Origin of the sequence: Texcoconibacillus texcoconensis, from assembly GCF_014202575.1 — a bacterium.
GTDB classification, from domain to species: domain Bacteria; phylum Bacillota; class Bacilli; order Bacillales; family Salisediminibacteriaceae; genus Texcoconibacillus; species Texcoconibacillus texcoconensis.
In genome coordinates, this window is the sequence record NZ_JACHHB010000010.1 from 95,334 (window position 1) to 118,212 (window position 22,879).

General features: G+C 41.8%; 16 protein-coding genes. 4 read left to right on the forward strand and 12 right to left on the reverse strand.

What is annotated here, in order from left to right; genetic code table 11:
• Window positions 1-35 precede the first annotated feature (35 nt).
• Complete coding sequence (locus HNQ41_RS11470) at window positions 36-1,274, forward strand: aminopeptidase (protein WP_184664583.1); 1,239 nt, start codon at window positions 36-38, stop codon at window positions 1,272-1,274.
• Between the two features lie 85 nt (window positions 1,275-1,359).
• On the opposite strand, the gene HNQ41_RS11475 is transcribed toward HNQ41_RS11470, so the two are convergent.
• A complete protein-coding gene (locus HNQ41_RS11475; protein ID WP_184664584.1) occupies window positions 1,360-3,459 on the reverse strand; it encodes a methyl-accepting chemotaxis protein in 2,100 nt (699 codons plus the stop codon).
• 358 nt (window positions 3,460-3,817) lie between these two features.
• Here HNQ41_RS11475 and HNQ41_RS11480 point away from each other — a divergent pair, with 358 nt between their 5' ends.
• Complete coding sequence (locus HNQ41_RS11480; RefSeq protein WP_184664585.1) at window positions 3,818-5,182, forward strand: YjiH family protein; 1,365 nt, start codon at window positions 3,818-3,820, stop codon at window positions 5,180-5,182.
• 64 nt (window positions 5,183-5,246) lie between these two features.
• On the opposite strand, the gene HNQ41_RS11485 is transcribed toward HNQ41_RS11480, so the two are convergent.
• The 3 genes from HNQ41_RS11485 to HNQ41_RS11495 all read right to left on the reverse strand — a co-directional run bounded on the left by HNQ41_RS11485 (window position 5,247) and on the right by HNQ41_RS11495 (window position 8,741).
• A complete protein-coding gene (locus HNQ41_RS11485) occupies window positions 5,247-6,302 on the reverse strand; it encodes a Gfo/Idh/MocA family oxidoreductase (protein WP_184664586.1) in 1,056 nt (351 codons plus the stop codon).
• 245 nt (window positions 6,303-6,547) lie between these two features.
• Complete coding sequence (locus tag HNQ41_RS11490; RefSeq protein ID WP_184664587.1) at window positions 6,548-7,147, reverse strand: hypothetical protein; 600 nt, start codon at window positions 7,145-7,147, stop codon at window positions 6,548-6,550.
• A gap of 241 nt (window positions 7,148-7,388) precedes the next feature.
• Window positions 7,389-8,741: a methyl-accepting chemotaxis protein gene (locus HNQ41_RS11495; protein WP_246421655.1), complete on the reverse strand. Its 1,353-nt coding sequence runs from the start codon at window positions 8,739-8,741 to the stop codon at window positions 7,389-7,391.
• Between the two features lie 239 nt (window positions 8,742-8,980).
• On the opposite strand from HNQ41_RS11495, the gene HNQ41_RS11500 reads away from it, so the two are divergent.
• Complete coding sequence (locus HNQ41_RS11500; protein ID WP_246421648.1) at window positions 8,981-10,534, forward strand: FAD-dependent oxidoreductase; 1,554 nt, start codon at window positions 8,981-8,983, stop codon at window positions 10,532-10,534.
• Window positions 10,535-10,867: 333 nt separating this feature from the next.
• Here HNQ41_RS11500 and HNQ41_RS11505 read toward each other — a convergent pair whose 3' ends face one another.
• Window positions 10,868-11,071: a hypothetical protein gene (locus HNQ41_RS11505; RefSeq protein ID WP_184664589.1), complete on the reverse strand. Its 204-nt coding sequence runs from the start codon at window positions 11,069-11,071 to the stop codon at window positions 10,868-10,870.
• 274 nt (window positions 11,072-11,345) lie between these two features.
• Between HNQ41_RS11505 and HNQ41_RS11510 the strand changes: the two genes are divergently transcribed.
• Window positions 11,346-12,779: an MDR family MFS transporter gene (locus HNQ41_RS11510; RefSeq protein ID WP_184664590.1), complete on the forward strand. Its 1,434-nt coding sequence runs from the start codon at window positions 11,346-11,348 to the stop codon at window positions 12,777-12,779.
• A 74-nt stretch (window positions 12,780-12,853) separates the two neighbouring features.
• Here HNQ41_RS11510 and HNQ41_RS11515 read toward each other — a convergent pair whose 3' ends face one another.
• From HNQ41_RS11515 to HNQ41_RS11545, 7 genes are all read right to left on the reverse strand, one after another.
• The gene (locus HNQ41_RS11515) at window positions 12,854-14,422 is read right to left on the reverse strand and encodes a methyl-accepting chemotaxis protein (RefSeq protein ID WP_184664591.1); all 1,569 of its coding nucleotides are present in this window, start codon (window positions 14,420-14,422) and stop codon (window positions 12,854-12,856) included.
• A gap of 165 nt (window positions 14,423-14,587) precedes the next feature.
• Window positions 14,588-16,714, reverse strand: coding sequence for a methyl-accepting chemotaxis protein (locus HNQ41_RS11520; RefSeq protein WP_184664592.1), 2,127 nt, complete (start codon window positions 16,712-16,714; stop codon window positions 14,588-14,590).
• Window positions 16,715-17,158: 444 nt separating this feature from the next.
• Entirely contained in the window at window positions 17,159-19,270 is a 2,112-nt protein-coding gene (locus tag HNQ41_RS11525; RefSeq protein ID WP_184664593.1) for a heavy metal translocating P-type ATPase, read from the reverse strand.
• Entirely contained in the window at window positions 19,263-19,646 is a 384-nt protein-coding gene (locus HNQ41_RS11530) for an ArsR/SmtB family transcription factor (protein ID WP_221301930.1), read from the reverse strand. Before HNQ41_RS11530 ends, HNQ41_RS11525 begins: the two co-directional genes overlap by 8 nt.
• Window positions 19,647-19,761: 115 nt before the next feature.
• Window positions 19,762-20,559 carry a CsxC family protein gene (locus HNQ41_RS11535; RefSeq protein ID WP_184664594.1) on the reverse strand — a complete coding sequence of 266 codons (798 nt, stop codon included), beginning with the start codon at window positions 20,557-20,559 and terminating at the stop codon, window positions 19,762-19,764.
• A gap of 231 nt (window positions 20,560-20,790) precedes the next feature.
• Window positions 20,791-22,437: a glutamine--tRNA ligase/YqeY domain fusion protein gene (locus tag HNQ41_RS11540; RefSeq protein WP_184664595.1), complete on the reverse strand. Its 1,647-nt coding sequence runs from the start codon at window positions 22,435-22,437 to the stop codon at window positions 20,791-20,793.
• A 72-nt stretch (window positions 22,438-22,509) separates the two neighbouring features.
• Window positions 22,510-22,683, reverse strand: a complete 174-nt coding sequence (locus HNQ41_RS11545; RefSeq protein WP_184664596.1) for a hypothetical protein — start codon at window positions 22,681-22,683, stop codon at window positions 22,510-22,512.
• Between the last annotated feature and the right edge of the window lie 196 nt (window positions 22,684-22,879).

Genomic DNA, 22,879 nt, shown 5'->3' on the forward strand with positions numbered 1-22,879 from the left:
GTAACCTTAAAATAAAGAGGAGGAACAATTCCCTTATGAGTGATTTTCAAACGAAACTAGATACATATGCTGACCTTGCTGTAAATGTAGGTGTCAATGTGCAGAAAGGTCAAACTCTCGTTGTAAGTGGTCCAATCACATCTGCTGACTTTGTCAGATGTGTCGTTAAAAAAGCATATGAAGCTGGAGCGAAAAATGTGCATGTTGAATGGAATGATGATGAGGTAACACGAACAAAATTTGAATTAGCGCCAGATGAAGCATTCCGTGAATTCCCTATGTGGCGAGCACGAGGCTTTGAGGAAATGGCTGAAAATGGCGCAGCATTTATGACGATTAAATCGACAGATCCTGACTTACTTAAAGGGATTGATTCGGAACGCATCGCGACTGCAAACAAAACGTCAGGGCAAGCGATGTCTACATTCCGCCAATATATTCAATCTGATAAAGTCAGTTGGTGTGTCGTCGCTGCACCTTCAAAGCCATGGGCTGCAAAGGTATTTCCTAATGCACCAGAAGAAGAACAAGTCAATAAATTATGGGATGCAATTTTTAAAGCGACCCGCGCTGACTTAGACGATGCCGTATCCGCTTGGGAAAAGCATGATCAAGCTTTACGCGACCGCGCCGCACACTTAAATGAGAAAAACTATGCAAAACTGCATTACAAAGCACCTGGAACCGATTTAACAATCGAGCTCCCTGAAAAACATCAGTGGGTCGGTGGTGGCGGACCAAATAAAGATGGTGTTCATTTCGTCGCAAATATGCCGACAGAAGAAGTTTTTACTGTCCCGAAAAAGGACGGCGTCAACGGCTATGTCACTAATTCAAAACCACTTAACTACGGTGGCAACGTCATCGATAACTTCACACTTACGTTCGAAAATGGAAAAGTCGTTGACTTCACCGCTGAGGAAGGCTATGACACGTTAAAACACCTCCTTGAAACAGATGAAGGTGCTAAACACTTAGGGGAAGTTGCACTCGTCCCTCATAGCTCACCGATCTCTCAGTCGGACATTCTTTTTTATAACACGCTTTACGATGAAAATGCGTCAAACCATATTGCTCTCGGCAGTGCTTACGCATTTTGTCTTGAAGGTGGTGCTGACATGTCAGAAGAAGACCAAGCAGCACACGGTTTAAATAAGAGTATTACCCACGTCGACTTTATGATCGGTTCTGACAAAATGGATATCGATGCGGTCTCCCAAAGTGGAGAGAGTGAACCACTATTTAGAAATGGTGAATGGGCGTTTGATGCATAACGAATAATAAAAAACGTGACTGTCTACAAAAGAGTAGCAGTCACGTTTTTTATTATAATTCGAGTTCAACTACACCCGATTGTTATTATACTTTGTAATAATCAATTTGACGCTGTAATTTCTGGGCGTTTTCATTTAACGTCTCCACTGTAGAAGTGATCTCTTCCATTGAAGCGAGTTGTTCTTGAGTCGCAGCAGAAACCGCTTGTGATTGCCCTTCTGTTTCTTGCGACATGTCTGCTGTTCGGTCGATGACTCTTACAAGCGCATGTAACTGATTATTAACGATATGCTGCAATTGACCTTCGACGCGCTTAATTTCTTGTTCCACAGCATTGGTTGACGCGACAATGTCAGAGAAACTTTCCCCAGATGCTTGTACAGATTGTACACCTTCATCCATTTGTTCTTCAACGCCTTTCATTGCAGACTCTGCTTGATTGACATCGTCTTGAACGTACGTGACCATATTGCGAATCTTTTCTGCCGATTTCCCTGATTCTTCTGCTAGCTTGCGGACTTCTTCAGCGACGACTGCAAAGCCTTTTCCCTGCTCACCAGCTCTCGAAGCTTCAATTGCAGCATTAAGTGCGAGTAAATTCGTTTGATCAGCAATCCCAGTAATGACATTGATAATGTCATCGATCTCATGTGAACGTGTTTTCAGCGTATCCATAAGACGTGACGTGTCTTGAACAGATGAGCGAATTTGCTGCATTTTATCGACGGTTTCTTGGGCAGATTGATTCCCTGTTTCCGCTCGTGCAGAAGACGTATCTGCCGACCTGGCCACTTCGGTCGCCGTTTCTTTCATAGATTCAAGGTCATTTGACAATGAATTAACTGTACTTTTTGCCTCTTCTGTACTTGAGCGTTGGGTTTCAATGTGGCTTGAGACATGATCCATCGATGCTGTCACTTGTTCCGACGATTGCGTCGTTTCCTCTGCAACTGCAGAGAGTTGTTGTGACGACGAATTGATATGTTCAGTTATTTGTTGATTCATTTTAATAATTTCTTTAAATGAATTCACCATTTTGTTTAAAGAATCGGTAATTGTTTTCATCTCGTCCTTCGTTTCTACCTCAACGAAGGCTGTTAAATCTCCATCTGCAATTTGATTGGTTGCCTGCTGAATTTTATCAATGTTTCGATGAACACTTGTATAAAAAGCAACAACTAAATATACAGTCAATAATGTGACAATAGAGACTGCGACGATCGTTAAAACAAACATTGATTGCAACTCTGTTTCACGATCCGCTAAAGACTGATCCAACATCGCCGATTGCTCATCTACCATTGTATAAAAGTCGTTAATGGCATCTGTCGTTAAATCATAAAAGTACCCTGAGTAAATATTGACGTTATTTTGTCCGACTAACTCCGCATCAACCATCATCGTGATCATATTTACATGGTTATTCATTTCGTCTCGCATAGCAAACATTTCTTCTTCGATCACTGGATTGTGGTTCGCGATCACGATACTTGACCGTTCAATATCTTCCATATAGTCATCAAGCGTTTGACTCAACGAAAACAGTTGTAAGTTTTCCTCTTCTCCCACTTGCCCATTGGCTGAAACGACGGTTCCTAACGTACGCGCTTCTCCCATATATTCAGTGACTTGCGGCAATGTATCGTAAATCAATGTCGCCATGTGTGAGTGATGCAAATTTTCATCTAAGGATAAATGAGACGCATCCGCAATATGAACGGACATCATCAGTAACTCTTCGATCACGTCACTGTGCTGTTGGGATGCCGTATCCATGTCTAGGGTTTCAACACCTTTGACAAGCTCTTTCCAATGAGATTGATTTGTCACTAAACCTTCTTCAATATGAAAAGGGTCTTCTTGTTGAAGGCGAGTTAAAATATTCTCATATGTATCATCTATTCGTGTTTGCACTTCATCTAACCTGTCATTGCCACTTTCATCACCATTAATGAGTAAAGCCGTTAAACTTCGATGCTCTTGCTTGAACTGAACGAGTTCTCGAATGTCTTGTAGCTCCGTTAAACCATCTCTCTCAAGCTGCGTTACTTGTACATCTTCATTAAGTGAGGATAACAAAAAGTAAAGAAAAAATGACATCGGGATCGCAATGATGACAAATATCGTCGTAAACTTCATCTTAAAGTTCATTCGTTGTAAGAATACATGCGCTGGTTTAAACATCTGTATAGGCCTCCTCTTCACCTCTTGCAGCGAATGTTTAAAAACATTACAGAAAACGCCAAATTTATACAATATCACACAATTATTTATAATATGGGAATTTATATCCAACGTCAAAGTTCTGTACTTTATGCTTTTTGGCGTATTATTGCGCATTCCCTCGAAATTGAAAAGCCTTTTGTAACATTGGCCCGTCACTTCATATTTATCCCTTTTTCCTTCATTTCATAGAAAAACGAAATAGGTTTTGTATAATCATTCTGAATTCTTCATATCTATTAAATTTTAATTGCAATTTGCTTTGAAACTTATTAAAATAAGTAACAGTGAATAATTATTAAATCAGGAGGTTAAACGAATGGACAATTCTCCATCCCCACAACCCGAACAAAATAAACAATCAACCTTAAAATTTATATTACCGTCGCTTATCGGCGTTCTTTTATTTATGACACCGATCCCTTACGGAGGAGAATTGACGATCCCGATCGCCCTTCTTTCCGATGGCTTATTTGAGGCATTAGAAACTCAGCTACCTGCAATTATGACGATCATCATCCTTTTCGCAACACTTGGATCGATTGTCGCAAAAACCGTGAAACCTAAGTGGATCACTGACAGTCCATTCTTTACGAACCTATTCGACGTCACCCCATTTTGGTTTATCACACGCATTGTCGCACTCGTATTAGCGATCATGACACTCTTTCAAATTGGGCCGGTATTCGTTCACGACGATTACACCGGCGGACTACTACTCGGCGACTTACTACCGATCCTATTTTCAGTCTTCCTATTTGCAGGACTGTTTCTACCATTACTATTAAACTTCGGCCTATTAGAATTTGTCGGCGCCCTACTTACCAAAGTTATGCGCCCACTATTCACCTTACCAGGACGTTCATCGATTGACTCATTAACATCCTGGCTAGGTGACGGAACCATCGGGGTCATCTTAACAAATAAACAATACGAAGAAGGCTTTTATTCAAAACGTGAAGCAGCCGTGATTGGAACAACATTCTCCGTTGTTTCGATCACCTTTAGCTTAGTTGTCCTTGGACAAGTCGACCTTATGCATATGTTCGTTCCGTTTTACTTAACGGTGCTCATAGCAGGGGCTGTGGCTGCATTAATCATGCCACGAATTCCACCGCTTTCTCGAAAACCGCAAACGTATTTTAATGATCAAAGTGGTGACGATCAAGAAATCATTCCTGCTGGTCATAGCCCACTTACTTGGGGCTTTAAGCAAGCGAAAAAACGCGCTAGCTACAACACAAGCGTAGGCGCATTTTTCCGTGACGGTGCGAAGAATATCCTCGACATGTGGTTAGGAGTCGTGCCAATCGTGATGGCTTTCGGAACAATTGCTGTTATTTTTGCAGAGTTTACACCACTATTTACATGGCTGGGTGCACCGTTTCAACCGATCTTACAACTGTTGCAAATCCCTGAAGCTGCAGCTGCTTCAGAGACGATGGTTGTCGGATTTGCGGATATGTTTTTACCAGCAGTTCTCGGTGCTAGTATTGAAAGTGAAATGACTCGTTTTGTGATTGCTTGTGTATCCGTCACTCAGCTTGTCTACCTTTCTGAAGTCGGTGGTGTTTTGCTCGGTTCAAAACTGCCAATTAACTTAAAAGATTTAATCATCATTTTCCTAGAACGTACAATCATTACGTTACCAATTATCGCTCTTATCGCGCATATCATCTTCTAAGAACGTCGACGACTGCAAGGTGTATGACACCAACTACAAAAAGCTGGCCAACTGGCCAGCTTTTTTATTTATGACATTTCACTGCTTCACCTGTTCTTGCTGATTCATATAAGGCACCGAGTAGTCGTTGAATCACTACTCCTTGTTCAGCTGTCGTTATTGGGCTCGATTGACCTAAGCAGCATTCAATAAAATGATCCATTTGTCGTTCGTGACTCGTACGATCGTCTAGATCGTGTAAGTAAGCAGGTTGTTTATCAAATAAAGCCCCATGCTTCTCTTCATAGATTCGTAATGGATAGCTATCAGCTCCAGCTTTGTCACCCATCAGTGAAACATTTAAATATTCATCTTTGGCCACATTCGCCGCATATGACGTTTCAAGTACGAGTGACATCCCGTTTTGAAAGCGAATCATCCCAGAAGCTAAATCCTCGATGGAATAATTGTCTGCATCCCATTCACCTAAAAGTCCAACCCCTGGACGCGTACCAATACGTTGATGAGTTTGTGCAAGCACGGTTTCTGGCTCTTGGAATCCCGTCAAATACATGGCGAGATCGAGCATGTGGACGCCGACATCGATAAGTGGTCCGCCACCTTGTAACTCCCGATTTGTAAATACACCCCAACCCGGTATGCCTCGGCGACGCATCGCCTGCACATTGACGTGATAAACGTTTCCTAACTCACCAGCATCAACAAACTTTTTTAACACCGTCGCTTCTAGATCATGGCGAAAGTGAAAACCGTACATAAGTATGCGACCGGTTCGATTGGCTACTTCTGCCATTTGTTTTGCCTCATCCTCAGTCATTGCTGGTGGCTTTTCGCATAAAACGTGACACCCTGCTTTTAATGCAGCAATCGTTCCTTCGTAATGAAACTTATTCGGTGTACAAATGCTAACTGCATCCAAATCATGCTGCTTAAACATCTCTTCTAAAGAATCATAAGCATGCTCAACGTCAAAATCGGCTGCGAAGGCACGTGCTTTATCTTTCGTACGCGACATAACCGCAACTAATTCTGTATGAGGGTGGTCAACATAGCGTTTTGCATGAACACCGTGAGCAATTCCCCCTGCTCCAACAATGCCTACACGTAAAGGTGAAACCACTTTCATCACTCCTACTCAAGTTATTATTTCTAGGAAAACTAATTATTTATTGAATCTTTCTAGGTAAACACATTCTCGACTGTTTCTGAAGAACCTTTTTTCACCTGAATGAATGTCATCATTCACAATTTCATTTACAATACGAACAATACAATTAATAGAAATAGAAATTGGCTCACCTCAGAAAAGTGTTCTAAGTCAAATATTTGGGTAGCATTATAACCTGCTTCTATAAATGAAGCAGGTTATTTTGTGAAACCAAAGGGGAATGATATTTTCTTTTTCTCAAGGATCTCGAAAATAATCCCTAAAACAATTCCGTGCAACATTACCCCAATCAATGTTATTGAGATGATGATTGCTTGCCCGATCATTGATACTGCTGTAATATCAGCATGACCAAACATAATGATCGCAAGAAATCCATATAAAAAAGCGTCATATAAAGAGGTTACAGTAGGCTCAAACACGTATAAAGAAAAACTTGATATTAGCGTTAGTGCCACCGGAATAACAAATCCCATAATCGATTTTTTCTGTAGTTTTTTAATAAAAGGTTTGGCGAAATATTTAGTTATTGTTTTAAGTCGAAAAAGATGTATAACTCTAGCAAAACGAGCGAATTGAAATACAGCATCTACAGGAATGATTGCTAATATAAGAAAAGGGTTCTTTTTTAAAAACGCTATTTTTTTATCACTATTCAAGATTCGAAATAAAAAATCGATAAAGAAGATGCCCCAAACAGTCCATATAATGTAGGGGTTGTAAGGTGTTTGGTGCCATATCGTAGATACAGCTAGAACTGCAAAAATAATCATAGACCATTCATAAATTTTTTTCACATTTATCACCTATTTTCATTATAACTTTTTGTTGCTTAGATGTGGTAGATAAGTTAACGCTGATTGACATTTGTGCGTGTGTGTGTGTGTGTTTTGTGATAAATCTGAATCTATGTAGAAGTAGTGCAGAAAATTCTGTAGTGCTTTTTTGTGCTCAAATTTTATTAAGTCCCCTACATCATAGAGACGAAAAAAATAGACCTAAAGCCTCTCACAGCTTTAGGTCTGACATTTTAATGGATTATTTCGTTTTAAATGTCGACACGGACTCTTTTAATGCAACTGCCATTTGACTCATCTCATCGGTACTCGTTGAAATATCTTGCATCGATGCGGTTGTTTCATTGATTGTTTCATACACTTCTTGGGCATTTGCATCTGTCTCTTCTACGACATTAGCCAATTCATCAATAAGTGCGACAATATTTTCAGAAGTCGTCACCTCTTCATTTGTGACATCCTTGATTCCTTGAATGTTCGTCACGGTACGCTTCACTGCAGCAACGATATCATCGAGCGCATCTCCTGCGATTGCAACTTCACGCACGCCTTCTTCGACCTTTTTGTCACTCATTTCAAAGGCTTGTGTTGCTTCTGAAGTCGTCGATGTAATCTCTTCAATAATTGACGTAACATTTTCTGCTTCCTTGGATGTTTGTTCCGCTAGTTTACGAACTTCATCTGCAACGACTGCAAACCCTTTCCCGGCTTCACCCGCACGAGATGCTTCAATCGCAGCATTCAAGGCCAAGAGGTTCGTTTGTTCGGATATTTTTGTAATTGTATCAACAATTGAGTGAATTTGTTTTGAATAATCAACGAGCGCGTTCACCTTATCTCGCGTTGTTTGCGATTCTGTTTGAATCGTTTGCATCACTTGAATCACATCTTCAACTTTTTGCTTTCCCACATCGGAAGATTCAGACATCTGACCTGCATTCATTTCTGTTGCGTCTGCTTTTTGTTTCGCTTGTTCGATAAGGGAAGAAAGTTCTCTAAGTGATTGAGACACATTTTTGATTGCAGTGTTACCTCTTTTCGCTTGTTTACTCATATGATCAGCACGGGTGCTTACATCTTCAGCACCTGCAGTCATTTCTTCAATTGCAGCAGTATTTTCTTCACTCGATGCAGCAACATTTTCTGCCGATTCATGCACAGATTGAATCGTATCCCTCATATTCACTGTTAAACGATTAAACCCCGTCGCTAAGTGACCTAGTTCATCTTGAGAGCGAATATCGACACGTTGCGTTAAATCTAAAGAGTTTCCTTGCATCGCATCTATCGTTTCCTCTAATTCACGAATCGGACGGGTGACAAACTTACGAATCCCGATCGTTAAAAAAGTGACTGTAATGATGATATTCATGATTAATGTAAAATACGTTTGTAATACGTTGTTCACAGTTGTACCTAAAACATCAAGCGCACCTGATTCAAAGATTGCCATTTGCATATAAGCAATCGGTGCACCTGCAATTAAACTAAAAAGCATTGCAGCAATAATCAGTAATGCCAGTTTTCTTCCAATCGTCAACTGTGTGCGTTTTCGCTTCGTTTGAGAAGTCTCTTTATGATGTGTGTTAAACATTTGTCTCACCGGTTTCCCCCTCATGTACTAACAACCACTTCTAGACATCCGTTAACTTGCAAAGAACATTCTCGCCTATGTCGAAATTATTCGAAATATGTCTACTTTACAATACCACTTTTAACGTAAATTTGCAGTATTGCATCGTAAAATATAAATTCCTTGTCTTGGAAACGTATGTAAATCGCTTTTTAGAGGAAACTTACTATTTAGAAGATCTTAGCAAAGGAGTGCTTCATTTGAACCATAGTGACCAACATCATCAGAATATCCCTCCTGAGTCGAAGCCGTATTGGCGCGAGGACATTGATATCCCGACATTTTCAGCGATGACTGAGGATCAAGAAACTGAGGTAGCGATCATCGGAGGCGGAATTACTGGGATAACGACCGCCTATTTACTCATGAAAGAAGGTGTGCGTGTTACCCTCATCGAAGCCGGACAACTATTTAATGGGACGACAGGTCACACAACGGCAAAGGTGACTGCCCAACATAGTCTTATATACAATGAACTCTTGTCGCACCTTGGTCATGAACAGGCCAAAAAATATTATGAAGCTTCATCGAATGCGTTAAATTTTATTCAACAAACGGTTGAGCAGCAAAACATAGACTGTGACTTTATAAAACAAGATGCCTACGTATATGCGACCACGCAACAAAAAGCAAAACAAATTGAAAAAGAAGGACAAGCTTATGAAGTGTTAGGGATTAACGGTGGACTTACTTCTTCACTTCCAATCTGGTTACCAATTGAATCCGCAGTCGTTATGCATAATCAAGCGCAATTTCATCCCCTCAAATATGTAAAATCGCTCACTGAGGCGTTCGTTGACGGGGGTGGAAAGATTTACGAACAGACAACGGCGGTAGACCTCAAAAAAGGAACGAAACCGATCATCACGATGCGTAACGGAGCGAAACTCACCTGTGATCATGTGGTTTCTTGCTCCCATTTCCCATTTCATGACGGCATCGGTTTTTATTTTTCTCGGATGTATCAAGAACGTTCTTATATTGTTGCTGTTAAACCAAAGCATGAGTATGCCGGTGGTATGTATATCAATGCAGAAAGTCCTTCTCGCTCATTACGCTCAACACCGACAAGCAATGGGCCGCTCATTCTCGTCGGCGGGGAAAACCATAAGACGGGGCAAGGGATCAATACGATGAGACATTATGAAGCGTTGGCATCATTTGCGAAAGAAACATTAAACGCTGACGATATCGTTTATCGTTGGTCAGCACAAGATTTAACGACGATGGATAATATTCCTTATATCGGACCACTTACAAGCGGTGATAATAACATTTTTGTCGCAACAGGGTTCCGTAAATGGGGAATGACAAACAGCACTGTCGCTGCACAATTGCTTTGTGATCAAGTTCTCAATCGCGAGAATCCATATCGTGACGTATTTGTCCCGTCGCGCTTTCACGCAGACCCTAGTGTACGGAAATGGATCAGTACAAATGCTGATGTTGCGGGTCATTTTGTCGCAGGTAAAGTTGGCATGAAAGATCGGCACCCAGAGGATTTACGTTTAGGAGAAGGTGCCCACGTGAATGTTCATGGTAAAAAAGCAGCTGGATACCGTGACGAAGACGGCAAACTCCACTTATTAGACGCAACATGCACGCATATGGGCTGTGAAGTTGAGTGGAACGAGGCGGAACGGTCTTGGGACTGTCCTTGTCATGGTTCTCGTTTCAATATTGACGGTGAAGTGTTGAACGAGCCTGCAGACAAACCACTTGCAAAAATTGAGGACGAACATAGAGAAGCATAACAGAGGACGTAAAGGGGGCTGTGTAACTAAAAATACACAGCCTTTTTACGTTCATTTATATTGAATCAATTTCATAATAGATGATGTAAAAATCATTTCCGAACATGGATTGTGATTTTCACTGCAGGCGGACGCTTTCCCAAGGGCTTGTCTTCAGCTAAATTCAGCTCCACAAACCGTCGCTGAATTGGATCTTCAGACTGCTCTGATCCTTTGGGAGTCGCCGCCTTTCGTTTCAATCACTTGTTCTAAAAACAGACGTTCACCTTCGTGATAACTGATTACATTCGTAATGTTTGTTAAAAACCTTCATTATGAAATGGGTTCATATTATTAATAACTCCAATTTAATACAATCATAACAATCACGATTAGTATCCCAAATAAAACAATACCGCTCGCGATCAGCCAAGCGCCGATTCGTGTTAGAGGTTGTTGCCACTCTCGTGTTATCCGAGCTCCAATGATACATAAAAGTCCCACGATAACAAGAAGGAGAGAAATATTTCGAAGTAAAGCACCATCCAGCCAATTCAACGGATCTCACTCCCTTTAGGGTCAGTTTTACGCAATGATAGCCGATTTTTACGCATTAAAACAATGATTTTACGCAATACAGTGAAACTTTCACGCAAAAAACTTGAATTTTTACGCAAACACCACTCCCACATCTAACACTACAATCGATGCTTTCCTCACAATTCGGCTATGAATCTCATTTGCCAGTTTAATATTGAAAGCGTATAATTTTCATTAGTCACTCGAAATAGGATCGCAAGGTGGATTAATACATAAAAGAGAGGTCATTTGGATGGAGGAAAACCAAAGTTACAGTAAAGTCCTGATTGCCGCATTACTCATATCGGGTTCTTTCATAGCGATCTTGAATCAAACTTTAATGATCACGGCGATACCGCCAATTATGCACGAAATGAATATTACCGAAAACACAGCCCAATGGCTAACGACCGTTTTTATGCTCGTAAACGGAATTATGGTTCCAGTTTCTGCGTTTTTAATTGAAAAATTTACGACACGCCAATTATTTATGACCGCGATGGGGATATTTGCTTTCGGTACACTTATCGGAGGTCTTGCAACCAACTTTCCGTCTTTAATCGTTGGTCGAACGATTCAATCCGCAGGTGCAGGCGTAATGATTCCACTCATGCAAACGGTGTTTTTATTAATTTTCCCTGTTGAAAAGCGCGGTACGGCTATGGGATACATCGGCCTTGTCATCTCATTTGCTCCAGCGATCGGTCCGACGCTATCGGGATGGGTGACGTCGAACTATGAGTGGCGCTTTTTGTTTTGGGGAATCTTACCACTGGCCCTCATTATGATTGTGATTGCCTATTTCAGCATGAGAAACGTCACTGAGCTGAAAGATCCGAAAGTAGACATTCCGTCTATCGTTTTATCTTCGCTCGGCTTTGGTGGCCTCTTGTACGGCTTTACTAGTGCTGGGAATAACGGCTGGACAAATCCCATCACACTCGTTGTACTTGCCGTTGGTACAGCAACCATTGTCTTATTTATACAACGACAGCTTCGTATGCAACATCCGATGTTAGAGTTCCGCGTGTTTAAACAATCGATTTTTACACTTTCTACAATTATTTGCAGCATCGGTTTTATGGGACTTATCGGATTAGAAACATTGATTCCATTGTATATGCAAAACATGCGTGAATTTACGGCTATGGAGTCAGGACTTGTGTTATTTCCTGGTGCACTTATAGCTGGGCTTATGGCCCCAATTACCGGACGGATTTTTGACAAAGTTGGCGCCAAGTGGCTCGCCATTCCCGGACTCATCCTAATGACGATCTCTAGCTTTGCCTTTGTTTTCATTGATACGACGACTTCGCTCGTTTACCTAGCCGTCATGTACGCAATTCGTATGTTTGGTTTTTCTATGGTCATGATGCCTGTTAATACAGCAGGGCTCAACCAAATGCCACAGAAGCTCATTCCACACGGTGCGGCTGTTACGAACACGATGCGGCAAATGGCGGCATCGATTGGTACTGCCGTGCTTGTCACAACGATGACGACAACGGCACAAACAGCTAGTCGCTCATCGGCAATCGAACACCCTGATATATTCGGGGCGATCATAGCCTTTGGTGTAATTGCCATTCTTACTGTTGCTGCATTATTTATGTCCTTTAAATTGAAAAAGACATATCCACCAACAGACGAAGAATGGGATGCCGAGCAGCAAAAAAGTGCGGGGTAAAATCCCCTTGTTTAAAAGATCCCGAGGGCGGCCCTCGGGATCTTTTAAACGTGAAATATTCACACTTCTTCTATTTACGATGATTTTTCATCGGCACTTCCGCCCTTTTCGATATCATTTTTGATTTGTTCAATCTGCTCTGTTAAAGATAAAATCAAACGAGTCAAACTAGATGTCACATGATTAAAATCATTAATAGCATTTCTCTGTTCTTTCGATGAAGCAGAAATCGTTTCAGTACTCGATTGATTTTCTTCAGCTACAGCCACCACTTCTTCCAAAGCTTGCTTGATATCTTCCATTCGATTCCCCATCTCTTTGGCTAAAGTGTAAGACGTTCGTGTCTCGTGTGACACAGCATTAATATTCGATACAATTTCTTCAAATATCGTCGCTGTTTGTTTTACTTTAGAGATGCCATCATCTGATTGTTTTTTCCCTTCCTCCATCACGTAACTCATGTTTGTCGCATCTTCCATGAATTCCTTGATAATGTTTGCAACACGATCTGCATAAGTTCTCGATTGGTCAGCTAGTTTCCTTACTTCTTCTGCAACAACAGCAAACCCTTTTCCCGCCTCTCCAGCGCGACTTGCTTCAATGGCTGCATTTAAAGCTAATAGATTCGTTTGATCAGCTATATCGGTCATTAACGAAAGTGTTTTTTGTATATCAACCGATCGCTCATTTAACCGTTTAGAGACTGTGTCCATTTGTTCGACGGATTTTGAAAGATTTGTGATCACTTCTTCAGTTACATGCATACTCTCTTTTCCTGTTTTTGCTCGCTCAACAGTTTTATCTGATGACTTTTCAGATTCTTTAACTTGATCAATGATTTTCTCAACATCGCTAGACATATCATCTAAAACGTTCATTGTTCGTTGTGATTCATTTAATTGGCTTTCAGCTCCTTGGGTCATCTCTTCAATCGATTCGGTAATGTCATCAATCGCAGCCGCTGACTCTTGGGATCCACGTTCAAGGCTACTAATGTTCGATGATACATCTTGAGACGTTTTCGAAATATGATTGATTAATTCTTCTATAATTCCTTTTTGCTGCGTTTCCTTTTCCTTAACGATTTGATCATGATTCTTTCGTGCTTGTATTTGAATGATGATGACTGCCGTCGTAAAAATAACAAAAACAATATGGATCATTAATAAGGTAAATGGATAGCTATCCGTTCCACAAACGAGTTCAGGAAAAGTAAAATAGCCAATGAAATGTTGAAGAGCAAAGATTCCTGCACTGATCAGTATTAAGCGGATGCTCTCATAGTAAGCGAGACTTGCTAATACCATGAAAATAGAAAAATGATATTCTATTAATCCATCGCCACCGGCCATAATCGAAATACATCCAAACGTTAATGACAGCATCACAAGCATAGGAATCGAACCGTGAGTATCGTTCTTTCTATAAATAAAGAATGATAACGCTAACAAAATAAAAGGTAAGATAAGTAAAAAGTTTAAAATCGGATCTAGGTGACTCGCTTGTTCTGTATGCATGTGTGATTCATGCACATATGCATCTAACCAACCAATATTACGGTGCATCACATGGACCAATAAAGATAATAAAGACACGAACAATGTAAAATAAAGCATGATTCTATTCTTTTTCCCTTGCATCATTATCAACTCCCCTGAATTTTTTCTAAAAATTCTACCTATTCCCCCTCCTCTTATTTTTACTTGTTCCATACGATAAATCAATGAAAAACTTTGTGACTGTATGACAAAAAACCCTGAGGTGGCCATTTACCTCAGGGTTTTCAAAGAATGCGATAAAGTTTTTAACTACTCTTTACGTTCTTGTTCATATTGAAACTGAGCAACGCTTTCCTTTAAGTTTTCAGCAAGTTTTGCGAGAGATTCACTAGAAGCAGCCACTTCTTCCATTGAAGCTGTTTGTTCTTCAACCGATGCGGACACTTCTTGTGTACCAGCGGCATTTTCTTGTGCAATGCTTGAAAGCTGATCAACAAGCGTGACAATCTCGTCTGATTTCTCTTCCATTTTCACACTCGATGATTGGATTTTCTCCATCGTTTCTTTTGCTTCTTCAATTGCATCAGCAACATTCGTGAATACTTGCGTTGTTTCGTGAACCCGAGCTGTTTGCGTTTCGGTCGCTTGTTTCGAATCCTCCATTGAAGCCACAGCCATTTTCGTTTGTTCTGTGAGTTCATTGATGACAGACGCAATATCTTCTGTCGATTTGTTCGATTGCTCAGCAAGCTTTCGGATCTCATCAGCCACAACGGCAAAGCCTTTCCCTGCTTCTCCTGCACGTGCTGCTTCAATGGATGCGTTAAGCGCAAGCAAATTCGTTTGCTCAGTAATTTCTTGAATCATTCCCGCAGCTTTCGTAATTTTTTTCGCAGATTCATCCGTACTTGCAATCACCTTTTCAACTTCCTGATTCGCTGATTGTGTCGTCGATGTCGCACCTGTCAAGTGTTCCATTGCTTCAAGACCTTGATTTTTTGCTTCGACAATTTGGTACGTGGCATCGTGTAATTCTTGAATGTGTCCCCGACTTGATTGAACGAGTTGTCCAAGCTCGTTAACGTTTTGCGCACCCTTCTCGGTCTCATCAGATTGGTTCGTTGCCCGCTTTGACATATCTTCAATCGTGTTGGCAATCTCTTGTGACGCTTTCGATGACTCATCACTGACTGCTGTTAATTCTTCTGATGATGCCGCCACTTGTTCAGAAGATTCATTAATGCTTTGAATCATTTCTGTAAAACGAGAACGTAATAATTGCACCGCTTGCGTCATCGTTCCGATTTCATCACGACGGTCTAAATATTTTTGTACATCTTGATCATAAGCTGCACGTAAATCTAAGTTGGCCATCGTTTTTAACCGTTCTGATAAATACACGATCGGTTGAGAAATCGAACGCGCGAGCCACACAATAAGTACCGCAAGCACGAGTAATGAAACCAACACAATGACAATCGCTTGCATCGCTGCTTGCTGTGCTTCAGCGGTTACTTCATCTGTTGGCACAGCAGTCGCAAATGACCACGGTGTATCAACATTTGCCACTTGTACAGGCGTAAATGCGACTAACTGCTCTTCACCTGACTCTCGTTCATCTGAAAAGCGAATTGACTGACCATTTTGGATTTGTTCCATAAGAGAATCTTGTTCAAATGTATCTGTAATTGGTGCACCCAACTGTTCATCATCTTCATGAGCTGCGATTGCACCTTCATGAGAGACGAGCATCCCAATGCCACTATCATAAAGTTCAATATCAGACATCATTGCTTGTAAATTATCTAAAGCAAAGTCAACACCTACGACACCGACCGTTTCCCCTTCTACATTAATAGGATAAGAAACCGAAACGAGCATCACGTCTTCGCCTTGTAAATCATAATTCGTCGGCTCAATGACTGCAGGTTCTCCTGTTTCAAGTGGGATGTTATACCAATCACCTTCAGACTCTGTCGATTCATAGCCTGTCCCTGTTGCTTCAAAAGCGATTTCACCACTACCGCGGTTCCAATACGGTGTGAAGCGACCTTCATCATTATGACCTTCTTCTCCTATATATTCTTCGTCGCTTCCATCAAATGCATCTGGTTCCCATACACCCCAAACGCCGACAAGATCTTCATTATCTTCTAACGTTGTTCCGAGGATATCAATAATCAAATCACGATCAGGATCGTCTCCTGTTTGAATCGTTTCGAACGTGTTCGTTAAATTCTCTGCCAGTTCATAACCACTTCCTAATTCTCGTAACGCCTGTTGCCCATAATTTTCGGCTTGCGCTTCAGCAAACTCATTGGCTTGCTCTGTCGCTTGTTGATAAGAACTATAAATGACATAACCAATTGTCACAGTAAATACAACCACAACGACAGATAAAATCATCGTTAAAATTTTAGCCTGGATCGATTTCACGTTTGTTCCTCCTCTTGTCAAAAAATATCAATATGAATGAATTTCATCATTCAAAATAAGATATTGAAATCCGAATAATGAATGGGCCTCCACTTCATACGGACGCTTTCCCGAGGGCTTACCTCGCATAAGTGGATCTTCAGACTGCGCTTGATCCTCTGGGGGTCGCCGTCTTTCGTTTCAGCCACCATTTATGATCCGTATATCAAATAACAGTTATATAGATATTATTCGTTTTATTGCTCATAAAACGGCATTATGAAATTGATTCATATATGTAAACAAATCATATAAGCAAACAGATTTTATTATATTAGCGTAAATGAGCGAACACAAACAATATCGTCTAAACAAAGATTTTTTTAAACCTGACTATTTCGACAATTATCAACAAAAATCCCCTCGAAGTTTTCGCCTACAGGCATCCTCGAGGGGGTGTTAGACTTATTGTTTTGGCTTTTCACGCATAAGACGCATGCCATTTAACGTCACGAGAAGCGTCGCGCCCATATCAGCAATAATCGCAATCCATAGTGTCAACCAACCAGGAATTACGAGTAACAGCGCAAGAGCCTTTAATCCAAGAGAAAAAGCAATGTTTTGTTTAATAATATTGAGCGCCTTTCTACTCAAACGAACGACAAACGGCAACTTCTCAAGGTCATCATTCATGAGCGCAACATCTGCCGTTTCCAACGCCGTATCCGTTCCCGCACCTCCCATTGCTATGCCGACATCAGCACGCGCTAAAGCAGGTGCATCATTGACACCGTCACCAACCATCGCCACACTGCGATGCTTCTCATTTAATTGCTCAATCAACGTCAGCTTATCTTCCGGCAACAATTCCGCTTCCGTCCTTGACACACCCATATTTTGCGCAATCGCTGCCGCTGTTTTCTTGTTATCACCTGTAAGCATCACCGTCTCACGAATACCCAGTTCATGCAGCTTATCAATCACTTGCTGCGACGACGAACGAACTTGATCAGCAACAGCAATGAGCGCAACAACCCGCTCAGGCGTAGCCGCTAGCATCACCGTCTTCCCTTGCTCTTGAAGCGCAGTCACTTTCTCCTGCAGCCCTTCACCTTCCTTCATTATTTTTGAGAATAAGGAAGGTTTTCCGACCGTGAACGGTTGACCGTTAACACGCGCCTCGACACCGCCACCGGTAAGCGACGTGAAACCTTCAACTGTAAAGTGACTGCCACTTCGTTTGTCACTTTCCGCTTTACGAACGATTGCCGCTGCAAGCGGGTGTTGTGAATGTGACTCGATCGCTGCAATCTTTGCAAATAATGAGTCATCTTCAATCAATGATTCATAATCTGTGACAACAGGCACCCCTTCTGTGAGCGTACCTGTTTTATCAAACGCAATCGCATTAAGTGCGCCTACCTGTTCTAAGTATATGCCACCTTTGACAAGTATCCCGTTCTTGGCTGCGTTACCAATCGCTGTAACGATCGATACAGGCGTTGAGATAACAAGTGCACACGGACAACCAACGACGAGAACGGCGAGCCCTTGATACACCCAAGTATGCCAATCTGCACCTAAAGCAAGTGGTGGAACGATAGCAACAAGCAAAGCGACAACCATAATCGCTGGCGTATAATACTTGGCAAAGCGGTCAATAAACGCTTGTGACGGCGCGCGTTTTGCTTGCGCTTCTTCAACGAGGTGAATGATTTTAGCTAACGTCGTATCTTCGGCGCGTTTTGTCACTTCAACTTCTAAATAACCTTCTTCATTTAACGTCCCAGCAAAAACGTTATCATCGATCGTTTTTTCAACAGGCATTGACTCCCCTGTGATCGCCGCTTCATTGATAGACGTTGTACCGCTTATGACAACGCCATCCATCGCGAGTTTTTGCCCAGGTCTTACAATCATGACATCTCCGACTTGGATATCATTGACGTGCACGGTCATCATCTCACCGTTTCGACGAATCTGCGCCTCTTTTGGTGCAATATTCATGAGCGAACGTATCGACTGGCGGGCTTTATCCATCGAATAACGTTCGAGCGCTTCACTGATCGCAAACAAAATCACAACGACAGCACCCTCTGCCCATTCACCGATGATGGCCGCACCAATGATCGCCACCGTCATGAGTGTTTTCATATCAAAGCGCAATTGAAATAAGTTCACGATCCCGACTTTAAAAAGCGAATAACCGCCAATTATGATCGATGCAAGAAAACTCGCCACAGTAAATGAGTGGTTTTCTCCATTTATACCGAACGAAATAAACCCAACAACGATAAAAAAAGACGCAATGATAAGTGAACGATTCGCTCGCCAAAAAGAAGGTGTCTCGCGCGTGTCTTCTTCTCCCTCTGGTGTGACACGTAAATGTTCAAATGCACCAGCTTTCTCTATTTCAGCAACTGATGTCTCCCCAAAAATGGTCAGTTTTGCAGCACTAAAGTTAACTTCCGCATCATCGACGCCATCCAGGCGTCGGACGTTGTCTTCAAACGTCTTCGCACAGTTTGCTCACGTAAAACCTTGCACACGGTAAATATGCTTTGATTGACTACTCATTGTGGTTCACCTCTTGTTCGTGCGCAAATGAGAGAGCAACAACCTGCTTGACGTGCTCATCGTCTAGTGAATAATATACGAGTTTGCCAACCTTTCGATACTTGGCTAAACCTTGCTTCTTTAACGTTCGTAAATGGTGAGAAGCCGTAGCCACCGAACTGTCGATCACGCTCGCAATATCACACACACATAACTCTTCTTCTTGTAAAAGGGCGTAAGCGATTTTTATACGCTTGGGGTCAGACAGCGCTTTAAACAGGGTCGCAACGTTCTTTGCTTTCTGCTCATCAATCAATGCGCGCTTCACTTTCTCTTTGTCTACACATGTCACTTCACAGACGTCACTTAATTGGATATGTTTATTTTGTTGGTTCATTGTCTCACCTTCATTCAAATGATCACTTGAGTATATTATATGCAAATGTTCATTTGAATGTAAACCATTAAAAATGGGGCAATGCCAAAAATGACACCGCCCCTTATTACGTTATTTAGAAATCATAATCCGTTTTTTTGAGGTCTTTCACATTCACTTGCTGCTTTTGAAGAACTTTCACTTCCATTTCTATAACCATTTTTTCTTGCAATTGCGTAAATGTTGCTTCTTCAAATGGTGCATCTAATTGTTCACCATCTTCATCGAATACTTCGCCCATATTCCAGTCTAGTTTTTCATCGTATTCGATAAATTTGCTTGAGAGCAGTTGACAGAATGGTAATTCGTTAAACTTCTCTTCACTAATCTTATCAAATTGTGAAAGGTCACCAGACATTAGCTTTTCTTTATCAGAGAAACCATCTGGTAGTTCACGCTCTCTAAAGTACGTGAATGTTTTGTCACCTGGTTTGAAGTCCATTTGTGGTTCATTAATAAAGTCAACTTCTGCTATCGTTTCAAACGGAACATCCACCGTTAAGGAATTTAGACGAGATGAAACAAAGTTTTCATTTGCTTGTTGTGGCGTCGCGTATTGAATATTTTTACGAACAAAACCTTCAATAAACAGCTTATTTGTTGGCAAGAGTAGGCGACATTGCGTCACCTTTAAATTCTTCTTTATATCCTTGATCTCTAAAACTGGCTCTGGAAATTCAATGTCGGTCGTCATATCAATCTGTACTTTTTCCTCAGCTAATACGACCGGTACTTTGACCAACGCTTCTTCAATGGCCTTTGGCTTCACTTTCTTTCTTTTGGCATGCGGTACGACGGAACTTTTCATTGTATATGGCTGCGATTTCTTTGGCTTTGTAAGAAACTTACCGCCTTTATGGTTTTTCTTTCCCATAACTAAGCACCCCTTTCATGTTTGTTACTAACACCTTATGTTCTGAAAGGGGAAACGATTGGACAAGGAAACTAGTGATACAACCATTCTAATGGTTACAAAAAATTTCCTTAACTACCTAAAGATCATCACGACAACCACACATAGAAAACATAAAAAAACGCCTGCCGAACCAGGTTCTTTCCTAAATGTCAAGGAAATACCAGTTCGACAGACGTCTGATTGTTTTCTTTACAATTTAAATGAACTCTTTAGTGATACGATACGGTTAAAGACGATTTGTTCGTCGGTCGTATGTTTTGGATCCACATTAAAGTACCCATGGCGGAAGAATTGGAATTTGTCTTCTGGCTTGACGCTTGCCATGTTTGGCTCAACATAGCCATTGACGATTTCGAGTGATTCTGGGTTGACTTTGTCCATGAAGTCTTCGCCTTCTTGGTCGTCTTTTGTGAGTGAGTCGTAAAGGCGGAACTCTGCGTCTTTGGCGTGACTTGCTTCAACCCAGTGTAGGGTGCCTTTAACTTTACGTCCTGTAAAGCCGGTGCCACTTTTGGTTTCAGGGTCGTATGTGCAATGGAGTTCAACGACATTTCCGTCTTCGTCTTTAATGACGTCTTGGCAGGTGATGAAGTAGGCGTGCTTGAGGCGAACTTCATTTCCTGGGTAAAGACGGAAGTATTTCTTCGGTGGATTTTCCATAAAGTCGGATTGTTCAATGTAAATTTCGCGTGAGAATGGGATTTGGCGTTTACCCATTTCTTCGTTTTCTGGGTTGATGTCGGCATCAAGCCATTCGACTTCGTCTTCTGGATAGTTTGTGATCACGACTTTTAATGGACGAAGAACGGCCATTGTTCGTGGTGCAGTCAGCTTCAAGTCTTCGCGAACGAAATGTTCGAGCATGCGCACATCCACAGTGTTATCAACTTTGGCAACACCGATCTCGCGGCAGAATTGCTTGATTGAATCAGGTGTGTAGCCGCGGCGGCGCAGCCCTGAAATCGTCGGCATGCGTGGGTCGTCCCATCCGTCAACGTAATTTTCGTTTACAAACCAGTTTAACTTCCGCTTACTCATGACCGTATCCGTCATATTTAAGCGAGCAAATTCAATTTGCTTCGGTTGTGCTTCCATATCACACTGTTCAACGACCCAGTTGTAAAGTGGGCGCTGATCTTGGAACTCAAGTGTACAGATAGAATGCGTTACGCCTTCGATCGCGTCTTCTAACGGGTGTGCAAAGGAATACATCGGATAGATGCACCATGTGTCACCTGTGTTATGGTGTGTGGCGTGCGCGATACGGTAAAGGACAGGGTCACGCATATTGATGTTCGGAGACGACATGTCAATTTTTGCGCGTAGCACTTTTTCTCCATCGCTGAATTCGCCATCTTTCATGCGAGCAAAAAGGTCAAGGTTTTCTTCGACGCTGCGGTCGCGATAAGGACTTTCTTTTCCTGGTTCTGTTAATGTGCCGCGGTACTGGCGAATTTCTTCTTGGGACAAGTCATCGACATACGCGAGTCCTTTTTTGATTAAATGGACAGCGCAATCATACATTTGGTCAAAGTAGTTGGACGCAAAACGTAAGCTGTCCCACTCGTAACCGAGCCATTCAATGTCTTTTTTGATTGAGTTGACGTACTCCTCGTCTTCTTTGAGAGGGTTTGTGTCATCAAAACGTAAGTTCGTTCGGCCGCCGAACTCATCTGCGAGTTCGAAGTTTAACACGATTGACTTCGCGTGTCCGATGTGTAAATATCCGTTCGGTTCCGGCGGAAATCGGGTAACGATTTCGTCGTATTTATTTTCCGCCATGTCTTCTTCGACGATCTGTTTAATAAAGTTCGTCGGTGTCGTATGTTCACTCATTTGGCCTCACCTTTCTCATCTCGTATATGTAGCTCCCCTCATTATAAAAAGAGGAAGTCATCACCGCAAGTCTTAAAGAAAAGCTGAAACGCCTTGTTCACGAGCGACAAGTGCTGCCTCTTCCTCTACTAGCACTGCTTTGAAGCGTATCCGTCGAGGCAAATCGATGTTTTTTCGCCGATGTAATGCTCTTTGGAATGCAGAGAAGTAAAGCCGCTTTTTGGCTTCAGAAAAGGCCTGAAGCAACCTCGAGCTCGTAGGCGTTGAAGCTAGACACTAGAAAAGCGGAAGGCGCTTCGGTATCGATGACTTGTAGTGCGATGATGTTTGCTGCGATGATCGAGCGGACATTCATTCCGCTATTTAGGGAACAAACGGCATTTTTTCAAGGTGAACGGACATATGTTCCGTTATTCACCCTGAAAAAGGCGAATCACGCCTG

Excerpts from the sequence above, each read along its gene's own strand:
- HNQ41_RS11540 (WP_184664595.1), bottom strand. The coding sequence starts at position 22,437 with ATGAGTGAACATACGACACCGACGAACTTTATTAAACAGATCGTCGAA.
- HNQ41_RS11480 (WP_184664585.1), top strand. The coding sequence starts at position 3,818 with ATGGACAATTCTCCATCCCCACAACCCGAACAAAATAAACAATCAACC.
- HNQ41_RS11530 (WP_221301930.1), bottom strand. The coding sequence starts at position 19,646 with ATGAACCAACAAAATAAACATATCCAATTAAGTGACGTCTGTGAAGTG.
- HNQ41_RS11515 (WP_184664591.1), bottom strand. The coding sequence starts at position 14,422 with ATGATGCAAGGGAAAAAGAATAGAATCATGCTTTATTTTACATTGTTC.
- HNQ41_RS11475 (WP_184664584.1), bottom strand. The coding sequence starts at position 3,459 with ATGTTTAAACCAGCGCATGTATTCTTACAACGAATGAACTTTAAGATG.
- HNQ41_RS11495 (WP_246421655.1), bottom strand. The coding sequence starts at position 8,741 with ATGTTTAACACACATCATAAAGAGACTTCTCAAACGAAGCGAAAACGC.
- HNQ41_RS11510 (WP_184664590.1), top strand. The coding sequence starts at position 11,346 with ATGGAGGAAAACCAAAGTTACAGTAAAGTCCTGATTGCCGCATTACTC.
- HNQ41_RS11535 (WP_184664594.1), bottom strand. The coding sequence starts at position 20,559 with ATGGGAAAGAAAAACCATAAAGGCGGTAAGTTTCTTACAAAGCCAAAG.
- HNQ41_RS11470 (WP_184664583.1), top strand. The coding sequence starts at position 36 with ATGAGTGATTTTCAAACGAAACTAGATACATATGCTGACCTTGCTGTA.